This is a genomic window from Panacagrimonas perspica, from assembly GCF_004364935.1.
Taxonomy (GTDB): domain Bacteria; phylum Pseudomonadota; class Gammaproteobacteria; order Nevskiales; family Nevskiaceae; genus Panacagrimonas; species Panacagrimonas perspica.
This window is the reverse complement of record NZ_SOBT01000008.1, coordinates 1,460,025-1,475,331: the sequence shown is the minus strand read 5'-3', so window position 1 is coordinate 1,475,331 and position 15,307 is coordinate 1,460,025. Positions and strand designations below refer to the sequence as shown.

Annotated in this window: 14 protein-coding genes; 13 read left to right on the top strand and 1 reads right to left on the bottom strand. The window is 65.6% G+C overall.

Annotated elements, in window-relative coordinates; genetic code table 11:
* Window positions 1–103 precede the first annotated feature (103 nt).
* From galU to odhB, 3 genes are all read left to right on the top strand, one after another.
* Entirely contained in the window at window positions 104–1,009 is a 906-nt protein-coding gene (gene galU / locus DFR24_RS06710) for a UTP--glucose-1-phosphate uridylyltransferase GalU (RefSeq protein WP_133880527.1), read from the top strand.
* A 94-nt stretch (window positions 1,010–1,103) separates the two neighbouring features.
* The gene (locus DFR24_RS06705) at window positions 1,104–3,968 is read left to right on the top strand and encodes a 2-oxoglutarate dehydrogenase E1 component (RefSeq protein WP_133880526.1); all 2,865 of its coding nucleotides are present in this window, start codon (window positions 1,104–1,106) and stop codon (window positions 3,966–3,968) included.
* Window positions 3,969–4,013: 45 nt separating this feature from the next.
* Window positions 4,014–5,222: a 2-oxoglutarate dehydrogenase complex dihydrolipoyllysine-residue succinyltransferase gene (odhB, locus tag DFR24_RS06700; RefSeq protein WP_133880525.1), complete on the top strand. Its 1,209-nt coding sequence runs from the start codon at window positions 4,014–4,016 to the stop codon at window positions 5,220–5,222.
* A 136-nt stretch (window positions 5,223–5,358) separates the two neighbouring features.
* Here the strand turns inward: odhB and DFR24_RS06695 are convergent, their stop codons facing one another.
* Window positions 5,359–6,723 (bottom strand): cytochrome P450, encoded by a 1,365-nt coding sequence (locus DFR24_RS06695; protein ID WP_133880524.1) that lies wholly within the window; start codon window positions 6,721–6,723, stop codon window positions 5,359–5,361.
* Window positions 6,724–6,805: 82 nt separating this feature from the next.
* Here DFR24_RS06695 and DFR24_RS06690 point away from each other — a divergent pair, with 82 nt between their 5' ends.
* The 10 genes from DFR24_RS06690 (at window position 6,806) to tolQ (ending at window position 15,305) form a co-directional block, all read left to right on the top strand.
* On the top strand, window positions 6,806–7,834 hold the full coding sequence (locus tag DFR24_RS06690; RefSeq protein WP_162851079.1) for a helix-turn-helix transcriptional regulator: 1,029 nt from the start codon (window positions 6,806–6,808) through the stop codon (window positions 7,832–7,834).
* Window positions 7,835–8,068: 234 nt separating this feature from the next.
* A complete protein-coding gene (locus DFR24_RS06685) occupies window positions 8,069–8,935 on the top strand; it encodes a metal-dependent hydrolase (RefSeq protein WP_133880522.1) in 867 nt (288 codons plus the stop codon).
* Between the two features lie 173 nt (window positions 8,936–9,108).
* On the top strand, window positions 9,109–10,548 hold the full coding sequence (gene lpdA, locus DFR24_RS06680; protein ID WP_133880521.1) for a dihydrolipoyl dehydrogenase: 1,440 nt from the start codon (window positions 9,109–9,111) through the stop codon (window positions 10,546–10,548).
* Between the two features lies 1 nt (window position 10,549).
* Window positions 10,550–11,152: a YfaZ family outer membrane protein gene (locus DFR24_RS06675; protein WP_133880520.1), complete on the top strand. Its 603-nt coding sequence runs from the start codon at window positions 10,550–10,552 to the stop codon at window positions 11,150–11,152.
* 106 nt (window positions 11,153–11,258) lie between these two features.
* Window positions 11,259–11,972, top strand: a complete 714-nt coding sequence (locus DFR24_RS06670; RefSeq protein ID WP_133880519.1) for a YebC/PmpR family DNA-binding transcriptional regulator — start codon at window positions 11,259–11,261, stop codon at window positions 11,970–11,972.
* A complete protein-coding gene (gene ruvC / locus DFR24_RS06665) occupies window positions 11,969–12,487 on the top strand; it encodes a crossover junction endodeoxyribonuclease RuvC (protein WP_133880518.1) in 519 nt (172 codons plus the stop codon). Before DFR24_RS06670 ends, ruvC begins: the two co-directional genes overlap by 4 nt.
* Window positions 12,488–12,489: 2 nt before the next feature.
* Window positions 12,490–13,080 carry a Holliday junction branch migration protein RuvA gene (gene ruvA / locus DFR24_RS06660; protein ID WP_133880517.1) on the top strand — a complete coding sequence of 197 codons (591 nt, stop codon included), beginning with the start codon at window positions 12,490–12,492 and terminating at the stop codon, window positions 13,078–13,080.
* Window positions 13,081–13,084: 4 nt separating this feature from the next.
* A complete protein-coding gene (ruvB, locus tag DFR24_RS06655; protein ID WP_133880516.1) occupies window positions 13,085–14,113 on the top strand; it encodes a Holliday junction branch migration DNA helicase RuvB in 1,029 nt (342 codons plus the stop codon).
* Window positions 14,110–14,505: a tol-pal system-associated acyl-CoA thioesterase gene (gene ybgC, locus DFR24_RS06650; RefSeq protein ID WP_133880515.1), complete on the top strand. Its 396-nt coding sequence runs from the start codon at window positions 14,110–14,112 to the stop codon at window positions 14,503–14,505. The genes ruvB and ybgC overlap by 4 nt, the downstream gene beginning before the upstream one ends.
* A 116-nt stretch (window positions 14,506–14,621) precedes the next feature.
* The gene (gene tolQ / locus DFR24_RS06645) at window positions 14,622–15,305 is read left to right on the top strand and encodes a protein TolQ (RefSeq protein WP_133880514.1); all 684 of its coding nucleotides are present in this window, start codon (window positions 14,622–14,624) and stop codon (window positions 15,303–15,305) included.
* Window positions 15,306–15,307: the final 2 nt, after the last annotated feature.

Sequence of the window (15,307 nt, the reverse complement as noted above, 5' to 3'; positions counted from 1 at the left end):
GGGCTTCAGCGCCTAGACTATGCGTCCACTTAGCCGCCTCGCTGTGCGCCCCAGTCGCGGGGGACGCCCGAGCAGCGGATTCGAGACTGTTCAGGACGCCCGAATGCGTATCCGTAAAGCGGTTTTCCCGGTCGCCGGCATGGGCACGCGATTCCTGCCCGCCACCAAGGCGAGCGCGAAGGAAATGCTGCCGGTCGTCGACAAACCCCTGATCCAGTACGCCGTGCAGGAAGCCATCAGCGCAGGCGCCGAAGAGCTGATCTTCATCACCGGCCGTTCGAAGAATTCGATCATGGATCACTTCGACAAGGCCTACGAACTCGAGGCCGAGCTGGCGCAGCGCGGCAAGGACAAGCTGCTGCAGCTGGTCCAGGAAATCCTGCCGCCGGGCATCACCTGCATCTTCATCCGCCAGGCCGAAGCCCTGGGTCTGGGTCACGCCGTGCTGTGCGCCTGGCCGGCCGTGGGCGACGAGGATTTCTCGGTGATCCTGGCCGACGATCTCATCGACGGACGCCTGCGTCCGTGCCTCGCGCAGATGCAGCGGGTCTACCAGGAATACGGCACCAGCGTCATCGCTTGCGAGCGTGTGCCCAAGGAAGAGATCTCGGGCTACGGCTGCGTGGACATCCACCCGGTCGGGCCGGGCCTGGGCGAGATCCGTGCGATCGTCGAGAAGCCCCGGCCAGAAGAGGCGCCGAGCAATCTGGCGGTCGTCGGGCGCTACATCCTGACGCCGCGGATCTTCAAGCTGCTGGAGCGCACGCCGCGCGGCAAGGGCGGCGAGATCCAGCTCACGGACGCCATCCAGGCCATGATCCAGGAGCAGACCGTCCTGGCCTACGAGTTCGAGGGCACGCGTTACGACTGCGGCTCCAAGCTCGGCTACCTCAAGGCCAATGTCGAATACGGCCTCAAGCACCCGGAGCTGGCGGAAGAATTCCGCGACTACCTCGGTGGCTTGACGGCGGACTGGGCGCGCGAGCGCCCGTTGAGAACGGGAACGTAATTCAGAGCCTGCCGGGGACCCGCCGCGAAGTGCCAGGGCTTCATCTGGACGTCGCGAGCGCATTGGAAGCTGGCAAGGCAACCGGAACACATCCATGACGAACAGCAAGTACCAAAGCTTCATCGCCTCCTCCTCGATCGGCGGGCAGAACGCCGCCTTCGTCGAGAGCTACTACGAACAATTCCTCGAAGACCCGGAATCGGTCGAGCCGAGCTGGCGCGCCTATTTCCGCAACATCCAGGATCAGAACGCCGAGCGCGAGGTCGCGCACAGCGACGTCGTCGCCAAGTTCGAGGCCCTGGGTCGTGACAAGCGCCCGGGCACGGTGGTGGTCGCCGACGCCGGGTTCGACGCGCGCGCCGCCGAGAAGCAGGCCGCGGTGCTGCGCCTGATCAACTACTACCGCGTGCGCGGTCACCAGGTGGCGCGCCTGGATCCGCTGGGCCTGGCGCCCACCGACCTGATTCCCGACCTCGATCCGGCGTTCCACGGCCTGTCGGGCGCCGACATGGACACGGTGTTCAACACCGGGTCGCTGGCGACGACCGATCGCCTGCCGCTGCGCGAGATCCTCAAGCTGCTCAAGGCGGTGTACACCGACACCATCGGTGTCGAGTACATGTACATCACCGAGACCACCGAGAAGCGCTGGATCCAGAAGCGCCTCGAAGGCACGGCGTTCAAGCCCAAGCTGGCGCTCGATCGCAAGAAGTCCACGCTGCTGCAGCTCGTCGCGGCCGAAGGTCTCGAGCGTTACCTGCACAACAAGTACGTCGGCCAGAAGCGCTTCTCGCTCGAAGGCGGCGATGCGTTGGTGCCGGCGATGGACGAGGTGCTGCGGGCCTGCGCCGAGCGCGACGTCGAGGAAGTGCTGATCGGCATGGCCCATCGCGGCCGTCTGAACATGCTGGTGAACGTGCTCGGCAAATCGCCGAAGGATCTGTTCGCCGAGTTCGAGGGCAAGTATTCCGCCGAGTCGCTGTCGCGCTCGGGCGACGTGAAGTACCACATGGGCTTCTCGGCGGACATCGAAGTGTCCGCGAAGCGCCTGCACATGGTGCTGGCCTTCAATCCCTCGCATCTCGAGATCGTGAACCCGGTCGTCGAGGGCAGCGTCAAGGCGCGCCAGATGCGCCGCCACGACAAGAAGGGCGAGCGCGTGGTGCCGGTGCTGATCCACGGCGACGCCGCGTTCGCCGGCCAGGGCGTCGTCATGGAAACGATGCAGCTGTCCGAGGCCAAGGGTTACGGCACCGGCGGCACGGTGCACATCATCGTCAACAACCAGATCGGTTTCACGACGCCGAATCCGATCGAGGCGCAGCCGAGCAAGGAAGCGCGTACGTCGCGCTACTGCACCGACATCGCCAAGATGCTCGAGTGCCCGGTGTTCCACGTGAACGGCGACGATCCGGAAGCGGTGGTCTTCGTCACGCGTCTGGCCATGGACTTCCGCAACGAATTCCACAAGGACGTCATCGTCGACATCTGCTGCTACCGCCGCCTGGGGCACAACGAGGCCGACGAGCCCTCGGTCACCAGCCCGGTGATGTACGAGAAGATCAAGAAGCACCCGACCACGCTGACGCTCTACGCCAAGAAGCTCGAAGAAGAAGGCGCGATCGCGAAGGGCGAGGCCGAAGAGCTGGTCAAGAAGTACCGCTCCGGCCTCGACCAGGGCGAGAACATCGCGCGCACGACGCTGGGCCTGGTCGGCAACAAGCACACGGTCAACTGGAGCAACTACGGCAAGGGCGAGTGGGACACGCCGTCCGACACCTCGGCCAAGATCGACCTGCTGCGCTCGCTGTACGAGCGCGTGTCGAAACTCCCGGATGGCTTCACGCTGCACGCGCGCGTGCAGAAGCTCTACGAGGACCGCGCGAAGATGGCCGCCGGCGAGCTGCCGATGGACTGGGGCTTCGCCGAGACGCTGGCCTACGCCACGCTGGTCAACGAAGGGTTCTCGGTGCGCCTGTCTGGTCAGGACGCGCGCCGCGGAACGTTCTTCCACCGCCATGCGACCGTGCACGACGCCAAGGACGGCAAGCGCCACACGCCGCTGCGCCACCTCGACGCCGATCGCAATCGCTTCATCGTCAACGACACGCTGCTTTCGGAAGAGGGCGTGCTCGGCTTCGAATACGGCTACTCGACGACCGACCCCGACACGCTGGTGATCTGGGAAGCGCAGTTCGGCGACTTCGCCAACGGCGCGCAGGTGGTGTTCGACCAGTTCATCGCCAGCGGTTTTGCGAAGTGGGGCCGTTTCTGCGGCCTGACGATCTTCCTGCCGCACGGCTACGAAGGGCAGGGCCCCGAGCATTCTTCGGGCCGACTGGAGCGCTGGCTGCAGTTGTGCGCCGGCAACAATCAGCAGGTCGTCGTGCCGTCCACGCCGGCCCAGATGTTCCACATGCTGCGTCGCCAGATGAAGCGCTCGCTGCGCCTGCCGCTGATCGTGATGACGCCCAAGTCGCTGCTGCGTCATCCGATGTCGGTGTCGTCGATGGACGATCTGGTGAAGGGCCGCTTCCAGCCGCTGATCCACGACACCGAGCAGCTCGACAAGCAGAAGGTGCGCCGTCTCGTGTTCTGCTCGGGCAAGGTCTACTTCGACCTCGCCCAGGCACGCGCGAAGGAGAAGATGTCCGACGTCGCCCTGATCCGCATCGAGCAGCTCTATCCGTTCCCGCGCGCCGACTACGAGGCTGCGCTGGCGATGTTCCCGAACGCCAAGGAAGTCTGCTGGTGCCAGGAAGAGCCCGAGAACCAGGGTGCCTGGTATCAGATCAAGCATCGTCTGCAGATCTACCTGCAGCCGCAGCACCAGATGTTCTACGCGACGCGTCCCGGCATGGCGACGACCGCGGGCGGATATCTCAAGGTGCACAACAAAGAGCAGGAAGAATTGATCCGCGAGGCGCTCGCGGGTGGCAAGCCCGTCAAGGGCGGTTGATCGAACGAACAGCACGAACGCACGAGTGACAACGAGAACAACAACATGAGCATCATCGAAATCAAGGTCCCGAATCTTCCCGAATCCGTTCAATCCGCGACGGTCGCGACCTGGCACTTGAAGGCCGGCGACGCGGTGAAGCGCGAACAGAACCTCGTCGACCTCGAGACGGACAAGGTCATGCTCGAAGTGCCGGCGATCGCCGACGGCATCCTCAAGGAAGTGCGCATCGCGTCCGGCGCCACCGTGAAGGCCGGCGACATCATCGGCATCCTCGAGGAAGGCGAAGCCGCAGCAGCCCCCGCCGCCAAGAGCGAGGCGCCGAAGGCCGCCGCCACGAGCGACGACGGCCAGAGCCCGGCCGTGCGCAAGCTGCTCGCCGAACTGAATCTGTCGGCGGGGACGATCACCGGCAGCGGCAAGGGTGGTCGCCTGACGGTGGAGGACGTGAAGGCGGCGTCGGAGAAGCAGAAGGCCGCGCCGGTCGCCGCGACGTCGACGGCGCCCAAGGCTGCCGAACCCGCCACGCCGGCCGCTCGCCGTGTCTCCGGATCGCGCGAAGAACAGCGCGTTCCGATGACGCGCATCCGCGCGCGCATCGCCGAGCGTCTGGTCGAGGCGCAGGCCACGGCCGCGATGCTGACGACGTTCAACGAAGTCGATCTGAAGGCCGTTGGCGACTTGCGCAGCAAGTACAAGGACGGATTCGAGAAGGCGCACGGCGTGAAGCTGGGCTTCATGAGCTTCTTCGTGCGCGCTGCCATCGAGGCGTTGAAGAAGTATCCGGCCGTCAACGCGTCGATCGACGGCACTGACGTGGTCTACCACAGCTACTACGACGTGGGCGTCGCGGTCTCCACCGAGCGTGGCCTGGTCGTTCCGATCCTGCGCGATGCGGACACGCTGTCCTTCGGCGACATCGAGAAGTCGATCTCCGACCTCGGCGTGAAGGCCCGCAACAACAAGCTGACGATGGATGACCTCACGGGCGGCACGTTCTCCATCACCAATGGCGGCGTGTTCGGTTCGATGATGTCCACGCCGATCCTCAACCCGCCGCAGGCCGCGATTCTGGGCATGCACGGCATCTTCGATCGCCCGATCGCCGTCAACGGCGAGGTCAAGATCCGCCCGATGATGTATCTCGCGCTGACCTACGATCACCGTCTGATCGACGGTCGCGAAGCGGTGCTGTTCCTGCGCATGATCAAGGACAGCCTCGAGGATCCGGCGCGGTTGCTGCTGAATCTCTGAGTCGAAAAGAGCTTGGAAAAACGCCCCGGAGACGGGGCGTTTTTCGTTGCTGGGTTCGGTATCCGGCGTCCCGTAGCCCGGGCCTCGCCCGGGGTTCCGTTCGCAATTCGAGCAGCAATCCCGGGTTTCACCCGTGCTACGACTGCGTCGGACTCAGGCGCAGCGGCAGTCCGTCACGAGGCCTGACGATGGGCGCGAGCTGGTACGGCATCTGGTAGCCGGGCGCGACCGACAGCTTCGCCGCTCGCAGCAGCGGCAGCAGTACCGCTTTGACCTGCATCTCGGCGAAGTGCAATCCGAGGCACATGTGCGCGCCTCCGCCGAACGGCGCCCACGCAAACGCATGTCGGCGATGTTCGGCGCGTGCCGGAGAAAAGCGCTCCGGGTCGAACGTGTCCGGGTCGGTCCACCACTGCGCCATTCGCTGCGTCGCCACCGGATACACCGTCACGGGTGTGCCGGCCGGAATGTGGACGCCCTGGAATTCGCAGTCCTTCACGGCCGTGCGCTGGATGATCGTCAGCGGCGGGTAGAGGCGCAGCGATTCGCGCAGGACCCAGTCGATTTCCTCGAGCTTGCCGAGGTCTTCGTGGACCAGCTCGGGCAGGCCGACTGAGCCTGCGAGCGTTCGCAGACGTTCCTGCCACTGCGGGTGCTGCGTCAGTGCGTAGACGATGGTCGTCAGCGCGCTCGTCGTCGTGTCGTGCGCCGCCATCATCAGGAAGATCAGGTGATCGACGATCTCGGTGTCGGAATAGCGCTGGCCGTTCTCGTCCTGCGCGCGGCAGAGCTGGCTGAGCAGGTCCGTTCCTTCGCCATCGCGACGTGACGGAATCCGTTGTTCGATCAGGCTCGCGAGCCGCCGTCGTCCGGCCAGTCCGCGTTCGAACAGCCGGCCGATCACCGGGATGCGGTTGATCGCGTTCGAGGCTTCGACGAGATCGAAGAAGGCCTGGCCGACCTGATCGATCTCGGACTTGAGCTGCACGTCGAGAAAGATGTCGGCGGCGATCTCCAGCGTCAGGCGCTTCACGCTCGGATAGAACTTGAGCTGGCGTCGCGCCAGCCAATCCGAGACGACGGGACCGATCAGCCGGTTCATGCGCGCGAGATAGCCGGCAAGCGCTTCCTTCCGGAACGCCGGCTGCATCAGGCGGCGGTGATAGCGGTGGTCGTCGCCGTCGCGCAGCATCAGTCCGCGCGGGAACAGCGAGCCCAACACTGGCTCCCATCCCAGGTAGGCCGAGAAATTGCCGGCACGATCGAGCAGCACGAATTCGTTGGCCTCGGCCGAGATCAGGCTGATGCGGCGCTGGAAAAGGAAGTTGGTGCGCGAGATCGGCCCGTGCTCGGCCAGCGTCTTGCGCGCGAAGCCCAGCGGATCGGCGAGGAAATCCAGCGAGTGACCCACCAGGAAGCGGCCATCGTTGCCCGGGATGTGGCTGAGGGCGCTGGCCGGCAGGTTGCGCTGTCGCGTGTAGTTGGAAAGCAGTCCGCGCATGCTGCACCCTGGAATTGAGCGATCGGTTTATTTTGGTTCGGGGAGGCCGCTTTTTCAAGCGCTTGCGCGGCATACTTCCAGCATGCGCGCCGACGCCGCCGAGGAACGGGTTCCGCTGATCACGCTGCCCAACTGGGTCAAGGCGGCGGCGGCCTGCGGCTTCAGCATCGGCGAGGTGTTCGACGAACTCGGCGTCGAGGTGGACCTGCTGCACGCCGATCGCGCGACGATTTCGGCGTCGGAGATGGATCGCACGATGGCCGCCTGCGTGGCGCGGTCCCGGCGCCGGCATTTCCCGTTCGCGCTCGGCGAGACCTTCGCGTTCGAGTACCTGCCGGAGCTCGAGACCTTCCTCACGACGAGTCAGACCCTGCGCGAATCGGCGCGGGTGTTCGAATGGCTGCGGCTGCTCATCAATCCACACCTGCGCATGCAGGTGCACGAGGGCCCCGAGATCGCCAGCCTGCGCCTCGACTGGCAGGGTCGTGAGGCCCCGCAGATCTTCCAGTGGTTCGTCGAGGCGACCTTCGTGTCGGTGCTCAAGTTCGGACGGGCATTGATGCAGGGCCGCGGTGATTTCCGGCGCGCGACGTTCCAGAGCGAGCGTCCAGCGTACGCGACCGAGGCGCGGGAGCTGCTGCGGGTGCCGGTGCTCTACGGCCAGGCGCACAACGCGCTGGAACTCGACCGGCGCCTGCTGGACCTCAAGCTCGAAGGGGCCTTCGAGTCGCTGCACCGGCAAGCCGAGCACCTGGTCGTGCAGCGGCTGTCAGAGCGTCCCGCACCGCCGAGCATCGCGGTGCAGCTCGAGCACGCGATGGAGCGCAAGCCGGCCCTGTTGGGGCAGGGCATCGAACAGGCCGCCAGGGAACTGGGGTTGCAGCCGCGCACGCTGCAGCGCCGTCTCGCGCTCGAGCAGCTGCGTTATGCGGAGCTTCAAGTGACCCTGCGACTGAAGCTGGCGAAAGTCTGGCTATCGGATCCCGCCCTGGATATCGAGTCGATCTCCGAGCGCCTGGGCTTCGCGGACCGCCGCAGCTTCACGCGAGCCTTCGCACGATGGACGGGCAGGACGCCGAGCGAATTCAGGAAGCGTCCTTCGCGAGGGTGACGGGTTCGGTTGCGGGTTGGGGCTCCGGTGACGGCACGACGTCGAGTCGTCGTTCTCGCAGACCCTGGTCTCCTCGGCGAGGACGCCTCAGGCGGTGATCCGGGAGGAGCGACATGGGGTCGCTCTTGCAAACCCGAGTATCTGTCGCGAATTGTTCCCTTGCGTCGTCGACTGTCATATCCGGTTCCCTCGGGCCTCCCTAGAGTCGGTCTCATCAGAACGAGGAGAAGCGCGATGGACGGCTCGATGCCCCCGATGCAACAGATCGTCCCCCGCAAGGGCCCGGATTTCGGCCTGGACGGCGACATTCCCCGCCACTGGTTCGGCGGCGACGCGTTCAAGACGCGGTTCTTCGACGCCATGTCGCTGCTCTTTCCGGAGGGCGAGAAGTTCTTCATCCAGTGCGTACGCGATTACCGCGATCGCATCACGGATCCGCAGATGCAGGCGAACGTGAAGGACTTCATCTACCAGGAAGGCCAGCACGGGATGGTCCACGACGCCTACAACCAGCGCGTGGCGGCGCAGGGCGTGGCGGTCGACCAGATCGAGACGCGGATGAAGAAGATCCTGGCCTGGCAGCGCAAGAGTTTCCCGACCTCGCTGCGCATCGCACAGACCGCCGCGGCAGAACACATGACGGCGATCATGGCGCACAGCTTCATGGCCAACAGGGAGATGTTCCGCGAAGCCGACCCGCGCATGCGCGCGCTGTACGTCTGGCACGCCGTGGAGGAGATCGAGCACAAGGCCGTGGCCTTCGACGTGATGCAGAAGGTCGGCAAGGTCGGCTACTTCACCCGCATGGCCGGCATGCTGTACCTGTCCGTCGTCTTCCCGCTGCACACCTTCCTGATTCTGAGCCACATGCTCAAGGTCGACGGCGTGAAGAATGGATTCGGAACCTGGATGCGGGGCCTGGCCTGGCTCTACGGGCCTCGCGGCGTGATGACACGCCTGTTGCCGCACTACCTCGCGTACTTCAAGCCCGGCTTCCATCCTTGGGATGGAGGCCAGATGGAGACCTACGCGACCTGGCGCCGGGTGTTCGAAGTCAACGGCGACGCCATCGCCGCGGCCAACGCACTGCATCCGGCCTGAGGATCGCGCTCTGACAGCGGCGGCCGGATACGGGCCGCCGTTCTCCGCGGGTCCCGCCCCGCTCGGGATGAGAGTCTTGCGCCCTGTCCTGATGAGCAGGCGGGCCCGGCGTCGCACGGACGCCGGTTACAATGTCGGCCTTCCTCCACGTGACCCGAGGCCAGCATCCGCTCATGAGCGACACCTACGATCTCATCGTCATCGGTGGCGGCACCGGTGGCTATCCTGCGGCCATCCGTGCCGGCCAGCTCGGCATGAAGGCGGTCTGCATCAACGCCTGGCTGAATCGCGACAACAAGCCGGCCTACGGCGGCACCTGCCTCAACGCGGGCTGCATCCCTTCCAAGGCCCTGCTCGAATCTTCCGAGATGTTCCATCGCGCCGGCCATGAACTGGCCACGCACGGCGTCAAGGTCAATGCGCCGACGCTCGATCTCGTTGCGATGCAGGCCCGCAAGTCCAAGATCACGTCCAGCCTGACCGGCGGCATCGGCGCCCTGTTCAAGGCCAACGGCGTGACCGGCCTGGAAGGTACGGCGCGGCTGATGGGCAAGGGCAAGGTCGAGTACACCTCGCACAGCGGCGAGAAGAAGGTGCTCGAAGGCAAGCACATCATCGTGGCCACCGGCTCGGAGCCGGTCGAGCTCAAGATCGCGCCGTTCGATCACAAGCAGATCTGTGACTCCTGGGACGCGCTCGACTTCACCGAAGTCCCGGGTCGCCTGGGCATCATCGGCGCCGGCGTGATCGGCGTGGAACTGGGCAGCGTCTGGGCGCGCCTGGGTTCCAAGGTCACGATCCTCGAAGCTCTGCCCACCTTCCTGCCGATGGTCGACCAGACCATCGCCAAGGACGCGCAGCGGCAGTTCACCAAGCAAGGGCTGGATATCCGCCTGGGCGCCAAGGTGATCAGCGCCAAGAGCAACGGCAAGGAAGCGGTCGTCGAGTACGAATCGGAGGGCGCCAAGAAGTCCGAGACGTTCGACAAGCTGATCGTCGCCGTCGGCCGCCGTCCGTACACCAAGGGCCTGAACGCCGAGGGCGTCGGCCTGGAACTCGACCCGCGCGGCTTCGTGAAGGTCGACAAGAACTATAAGACCAATCTGGCAGGCGTGTACGCCACCGGCGACGTCATCGGCGGCCTGATGCTCGCGCACAAGGCCATCGAAGAGGGAGTGGCTCTGGTCGAGCAGCTTCACGGCGAGAAGACCGAGGTCAACTACAACGCGGTGCCGAGCGTCATCTACACGACGCCGGAAGTGGCGTGGGTGGGTCTGACCGAAGAGCAGGCGAAGGCGGCCGGGCACGAGGTCAAGATCGGCGCGAGCCCGTTCGCGGCCAACGGTCGCGCCAAGGCGCTCGAGGCGGCTACCGGTTCGGTGAAGGTCATCTCGGACGCCAAGACCGACCGCATTCTCGGCGTGCACATGATCGGCCCCTACGTTTCGGAGATCCTGCAGTCCGTCGTCGTCGCGCTCGAGTTCGGCGCCACCACGGCCGATCTGCAACTGACGATGCACGGGCACCCGACGCTGGCCGAGGCGCTGCACGAGGCCTATCTGGCCGTCGACGGTCGCGCCATTCACGCAATCAACAAGAAGAAGGTCTCCTGAGATGGCGGGACTGAACGTGCGTTTTCTTGCGGGCCTCGGCCTGGCCTGTCTTCTTGCCTCCGCGCCCGCACGCGCCGAGGTGTTCGATGCGGCGATCGGCGAGGACAGCCTGCGCCTTGGCGTGAATGGGCCGTTGTCGCGCCTGTTCGCGGTGGACAAGGGCGAGTACGACGTCGGTGGTGTCTACGGTGACATCGAGGATTTCGACAGCGAGCACTTCCTGTCGCTGCACGCCGGCGCCACGCTGACGGGCGACGCCGGAGCCACCGATGGCGCCAAGTTCAGCGGCGGTCTGGGTGCGCGCCTGCAGTACGTGAATGCGGATCACGAGAACGGCGGAGCACTGGCGCTGGGCGGCAACCTGCGTCTCAAGCTGCTGAACGCCGATCGCCTGCGATTCAACGCGAATCTCTGGTACGGCCCTGATCCGGCGTCGTTCGGCGACATCGACGAATTCATCGAATACGGTGTTTCGATCGGGTACGAGTTGCTGCGGGATGCCGAGATCTACATCGGCTATCGCAAGATCGAGGTCGGGATCGACGGCGGTCCGGACGTCGACCTGGAGGATGGCGCGCACATCGGAATCCGCTTGGAGTTCTGATGAGGGCTCGCGCCCTCAACCCGTTGTCCGCGGTGCAGACGGTTTCCTTTTTCGCTCTTGCCGTGTCGGCCAGAGTCGAGTGACGGGCGTGGCGAGGTAAATTTTCATGGGTCGTGGACCAAGTATCGAAGGCCGCAAGGGTGTCGCCGACGCGCAGAAGGCGAAGGTCTTCACCAAGCTGATTCGCGAGATCTCGCTGGCCGCCAAGCAGGGCGGGCCGGATCCTGCCGCCAATTCGCGGCTGCGTCTGGCAGTGGTTCGCGCGATGGACGCGAACATGACCCGCGACCGCGTCGAGGCCGCCATCAAGCGCGCCAGCGGCGAGGGTGCGGATGCTTCCACCGAAGTGCGCTACGAGGGTTACGCCCCGGGCGGCGTTGCAGTTCTGGTGGACTGCGTCACCGACAATCCGACGCGGACCGTGGCCGACGTTCGGCATGCGTTCTCGAAGGCCGGCGGCAGCATGGGAACCAGCGGCTCGGTCGCCTTCCAGTTCGCACAGGTCGGGCAGCTCTGGTTCGAATTGAAGGATTCGGCGCAGGAAGACCGGATTCTCGAACTCGCGCTCGATGCGGGTGCTGACGACGTGCAAGGAAGCGAGGGCTGGTGCGAGGTGCTGACGGCGCCGGGTTCGTTCGAGCAGGTCCGCAAGGCCCTCGCCGATGCAGGCTTCGCGGCCGATCAGGCCCGGGTCACGATGCGCCCCGCCAACATCGTGCCGGTTGCCGCCGAGGCAGCTGCCGATATTCGAAAACTGCTCGAAAAGCTCGAAGAGCTCGACGACGTCCAGGACGTGTTCCACAACGCCGAGCTGCCTTGAGCCGAGTCCGCATTCTCGGCGTCGATCCGGGCTCGCGCTTCACGGGCTTCGGGGTGATCGAGAACGAGGCTGGACGCAGCCGTCTGATCGCGGCAGGCCGCCTGGACGTGCGTGAGGGCACGATGGCCGATCGCCTGCTGGGTGTCCTCAACGGACTTGCGGACGTGATTCGCGAGTACCAGCCGCAGGAATCCGCCGTCGAAGAGACCTTCGTCAATCGCGTCAATGCCGCGAGCGCGCTGGTGCTCGGCCAGGCGCGCGGCGCCGCCATCTGCGCGTGCGCGCAGGCCGGTCTGCCGGTCTCCGAGTACGCGGCCGCGCAGGTGAAACTCGCCATCGCTGGAAACGGACGCGCCGACAAGGAGCAGGTCGCACACATGGTTCGCATCCTGCTCAACACGCGAGAAGCGCTCGCTGCCGACGCGTCGGATGCGCTCGCCGTGGCGCTCACGCACGCGCACGTGCGCATCACGCGCCTGCGCACCGGTGATGCACTCAAGCGGGCCTGGGGCTGAGCATGATCGGACGACTGACGGGACGACTGGTGCTCAAGCAGCCGCCGCTGCTGGTCCTGGACGTGGGGGGCGTGGGCTACGAATGCGAGGCCCCGATGTCCACGTTCTACAAGCTGCCCTCGATTGGCGAGACGGTGACGTTGCAGACGCATCTGACGGTGCGCGAGGACGCGCATCTGCTGTTCGCGTTCGCGAGCAACCAGGAAAAGCTGCTGTTCCGCGAGCTGATCAAGGTCTCCGGCGTGGGCCCCAAGATCGCGCTCGCGATCCTGTCGGGTGTCAGCGTCGAAGAATTCTGGGCCACCGTGCGCGAGTCGCAGGTCGGCCGTCTGACCAAGGTGCCGGGCATCGGCAAGAAGACGGCCGAACGCCTCGTCGTCGAACTGCGGGATCGTGCCGGTGCGGGAGGCGAGGCGCTTCCGGGATCCTCCGCCTCGGACCTGCCGCTCACCCCGCTGCAGGAGGCGCGCTCGGCGCTCGAGGCGCTCGGCTACCGGCCGGTCGACGCGCAGCGCATGGCCGACGCCGTGAAGGGCGAGGGCCTGAGCGCCGAGCACATCATTCGAGAAGCGCTGAAGCGTGCGGTACGCTGAGACGATGACCGAAGCCCGTCTCGTGTCCGCCCAAGGTGCCAGCGACGAAGAGCGCGTCGAGCGCGCCATCCGTCCGCATCGTCTGGCCGAATATGTCGGGCAGCCCGTCGTGCGCGAGCAGATGAGCATTGCCATCGAGGCGGCGCGCAAGCGCGGCGAAGCACTGGACCACGTGCTGATCTTCGGGCCTCCGGGTCTGGGCAAGACGACGCTGGCGCACATTCTTGCCGCCGAAATGGGCGTGAATCTGCGCCAGACCTCGGGGCCGGTGCTGGAGAAGGCCGGCGATCTTGCGGCGCTCCTGACCAACCTCGAGCCGCGCGACATCCTGTTCGTCGACGAAATCCATCGGCTGTCGCCGGTCGTCGAGGAAGTCCTGTATCCGGCGATGGAGGACTATCAACTCGACATCATGATCGGCGAAGGTCCGGCCGCCCGGTCGATCCGGCTCGACCTGCCACCGTTCACGCTGGTGGGCGCCACCACGCGCGCCGGCGCGCTGACCAGCCCGCTTCGGGACCGTTTCGGGATCGTGCAGCGGCTGGAGTTCTACTCCGTGGAAGACCTCAGCAGGATCGTGACGCGGTCCGCGGGGATCCTGAAAGCGCCGATCGACGCCGCCGGCGCAGGGGAGATTGCACGGCGCGCACGCGGCACTCCGCGTATCGCCAATCGCCTGCTTCGCCGTGTGCGCGACTTCGCCGAGGTCCGCGGCGACGGTACGATCAGCGCCGACCTGGCGCAGGCCGCGCTCAAGATGCTCGACGTCGATTCCAACGGATTCGACCTGATGGACCGCAAGCTGCTGATGGCCCTGATCGAGCGCTTCGACGGAGGTCCGGCCGGCATCGACAACCTGGCCGCCGCGATCGGGGAAGCTCGCGACACGATCGAAGACGTCATCGAGCCCTACCTCATCCAGCAGGGATACCTGATGCGCACGCCGCGCGGACGCATTGCCGGGAAGCTGGCCTACCAGCATTACGGACTCAAGCCGCCCGAGCGCACGGGTATTCCGGATCTCTTCGAATGAGCGAGCCTTTCATCTGGCCGGTGCGCATCTACTGGGAAGACACGGATGCCTCGGGCGTGGTCTACCACGCCAACTACCTCCGCTATTTCGAGAGAGCCCGGTCGGAATGGCTGCGGTCCCTGGGCCACGACCAGGAGTCGATGCGGGTCAAGCAGGGCATCGCGTTCACGGTAGCCAACCTGGAAATCCGCTTCATCCGGCCTGCGAGGCTGGACGACGCCCTCGAGGCCACCGTCGAGATCTCGGAACTGCGGCGCGCGAGCCTGAGTTTTCGCCAGCAGCTTCGGCGGGCGGGGTCGGGAGAGGTCCTTGCGCAGGCCAGCGTCCGGGCGGGGTGCGTGGATGCCGCGACGTTCCGCCCGGTGCCACTGCCGTCCATGGGGTTTAAATGAAACTGATACGCCTCAAGACCCCGCGCTTCGCATAAAATCGATTTTTGTGGCCGCGGGTGCCCAGCACCTTGCGGCCGGTCAACCCCATCCGCTGCGGATCCACGTTTCTACCGAACATGAATGCCGAACTCTCGATTGCCCATCTGATCGCGCAGGCCAGTGTCCTGGTGCAAATCATCATGGGCGTGCTGATCCTCGCCTCGGTGGTCTCATGGGCGGTCATCGTCTCCAAGCGCCAGTTGCTGTCGCGCACGCGCCAGGCCTCGGAGAAGTTCGAAGAGCGCTTCTGGTCCGGCGGCAATCTGGCCGACCTCTACGAATCGGTCGCCCGCAACAAGGATGAGGGAGGCCTGGTGCCGATCTTCTCGGCCGGGTTCGAGGAGTACAAGCGCCAGCAGGGCGCGGGTCCCGCCGTCGACAGCGACGACGCCATCGCCGCGGTCCAGCGCCAGATGCGCGTGACCCAGGTGCGTGAAGTCGAGAAGCTCGAGGGCGGCCTGGCGCTGCTGGCCACGATCGGCTCGACCAGCCCCTACGTGGGTCTGTTCGGAACGGTGTGGGGCATCATGAATGCCTTCATCGGTATCGGAAACATGAAGCAGGCAAGCCTCGCGGTCGTTGCGCCTGGCATCGCCGAGGCGCTGATCGCAACGGCCATGGGCCTGTTCGCCGCCATCCCGGCCGTCATCGCATTCAACTTCTTCACCCGCTCAGTCGAGAGCCTCGAAACGCAGTACCACACGTTCTCCGAGGAAATGATCGGCATCATCGAGCGCGGTCTGCGCACCGGGAAGAGCTGAGC

Bases quoted from the DNA above. Each gene is read 5' to 3' on its own strand.
- galU (WP_133880527.1), top strand. From the start codon at position 104: ATGCGTATCCGTAAAGCGGTTTTCCCGGTCGCCGGCATGGGCACGCGA.
- DFR24_RS06705 (WP_133880526.1), top strand. From the start codon at position 1,104: ATGACGAACAGCAAGTACCAAAGCTTCATCGCCTCCTCCTCGATCGGC.
- odhB (WP_133880525.1), top strand. From the start codon at position 4,014: ATGAGCATCATCGAAATCAAGGTCCCGAATCTTCCCGAATCCGTTCAA.
- DFR24_RS06695 (WP_133880524.1), bottom strand. From the start codon at position 6,723: ATGCGCGGACTGCTTTCCAACTACACGCGACAGCGCAACCTGCCGGCC.
- DFR24_RS06690 (WP_162851079.1), top strand. From the start codon at position 6,806: ATGCGCGCCGACGCCGCCGAGGAACGGGTTCCGCTGATCACGCTGCCC.
- DFR24_RS06685 (WP_133880522.1), top strand. From the start codon at position 8,069: ATGGACGGCTCGATGCCCCCGATGCAACAGATCGTCCCCCGCAAGGGC.
- lpdA (WP_133880521.1), top strand. From the start codon at position 9,109: ATGAGCGACACCTACGATCTCATCGTCATCGGTGGCGGCACCGGTGGC.
- DFR24_RS06675 (WP_133880520.1), top strand. From the start codon at position 10,550: ATGGCGGGACTGAACGTGCGTTTTCTTGCGGGCCTCGGCCTGGCCTGT.
- DFR24_RS06670 (WP_133880519.1), top strand. From the start codon at position 11,259: ATGGGTCGTGGACCAAGTATCGAAGGCCGCAAGGGTGTCGCCGACGCG.
- ruvA (WP_133880517.1), top strand. From the start codon at position 12,490: ATGATCGGACGACTGACGGGACGACTGGTGCTCAAGCAGCCGCCGCTG.
- ruvB (WP_133880516.1), top strand. From the start codon at position 13,085: ATGACCGAAGCCCGTCTCGTGTCCGCCCAAGGTGCCAGCGACGAAGAG.
- ybgC (WP_133880515.1), top strand. From the start codon at position 14,110: ATGAGCGAGCCTTTCATCTGGCCGGTGCGCATCTACTGGGAAGACACG.
- tolQ (WP_133880514.1), top strand. From the start codon at position 14,622: ATGAATGCCGAACTCTCGATTGCCCATCTGATCGCGCAGGCCAGTGTC.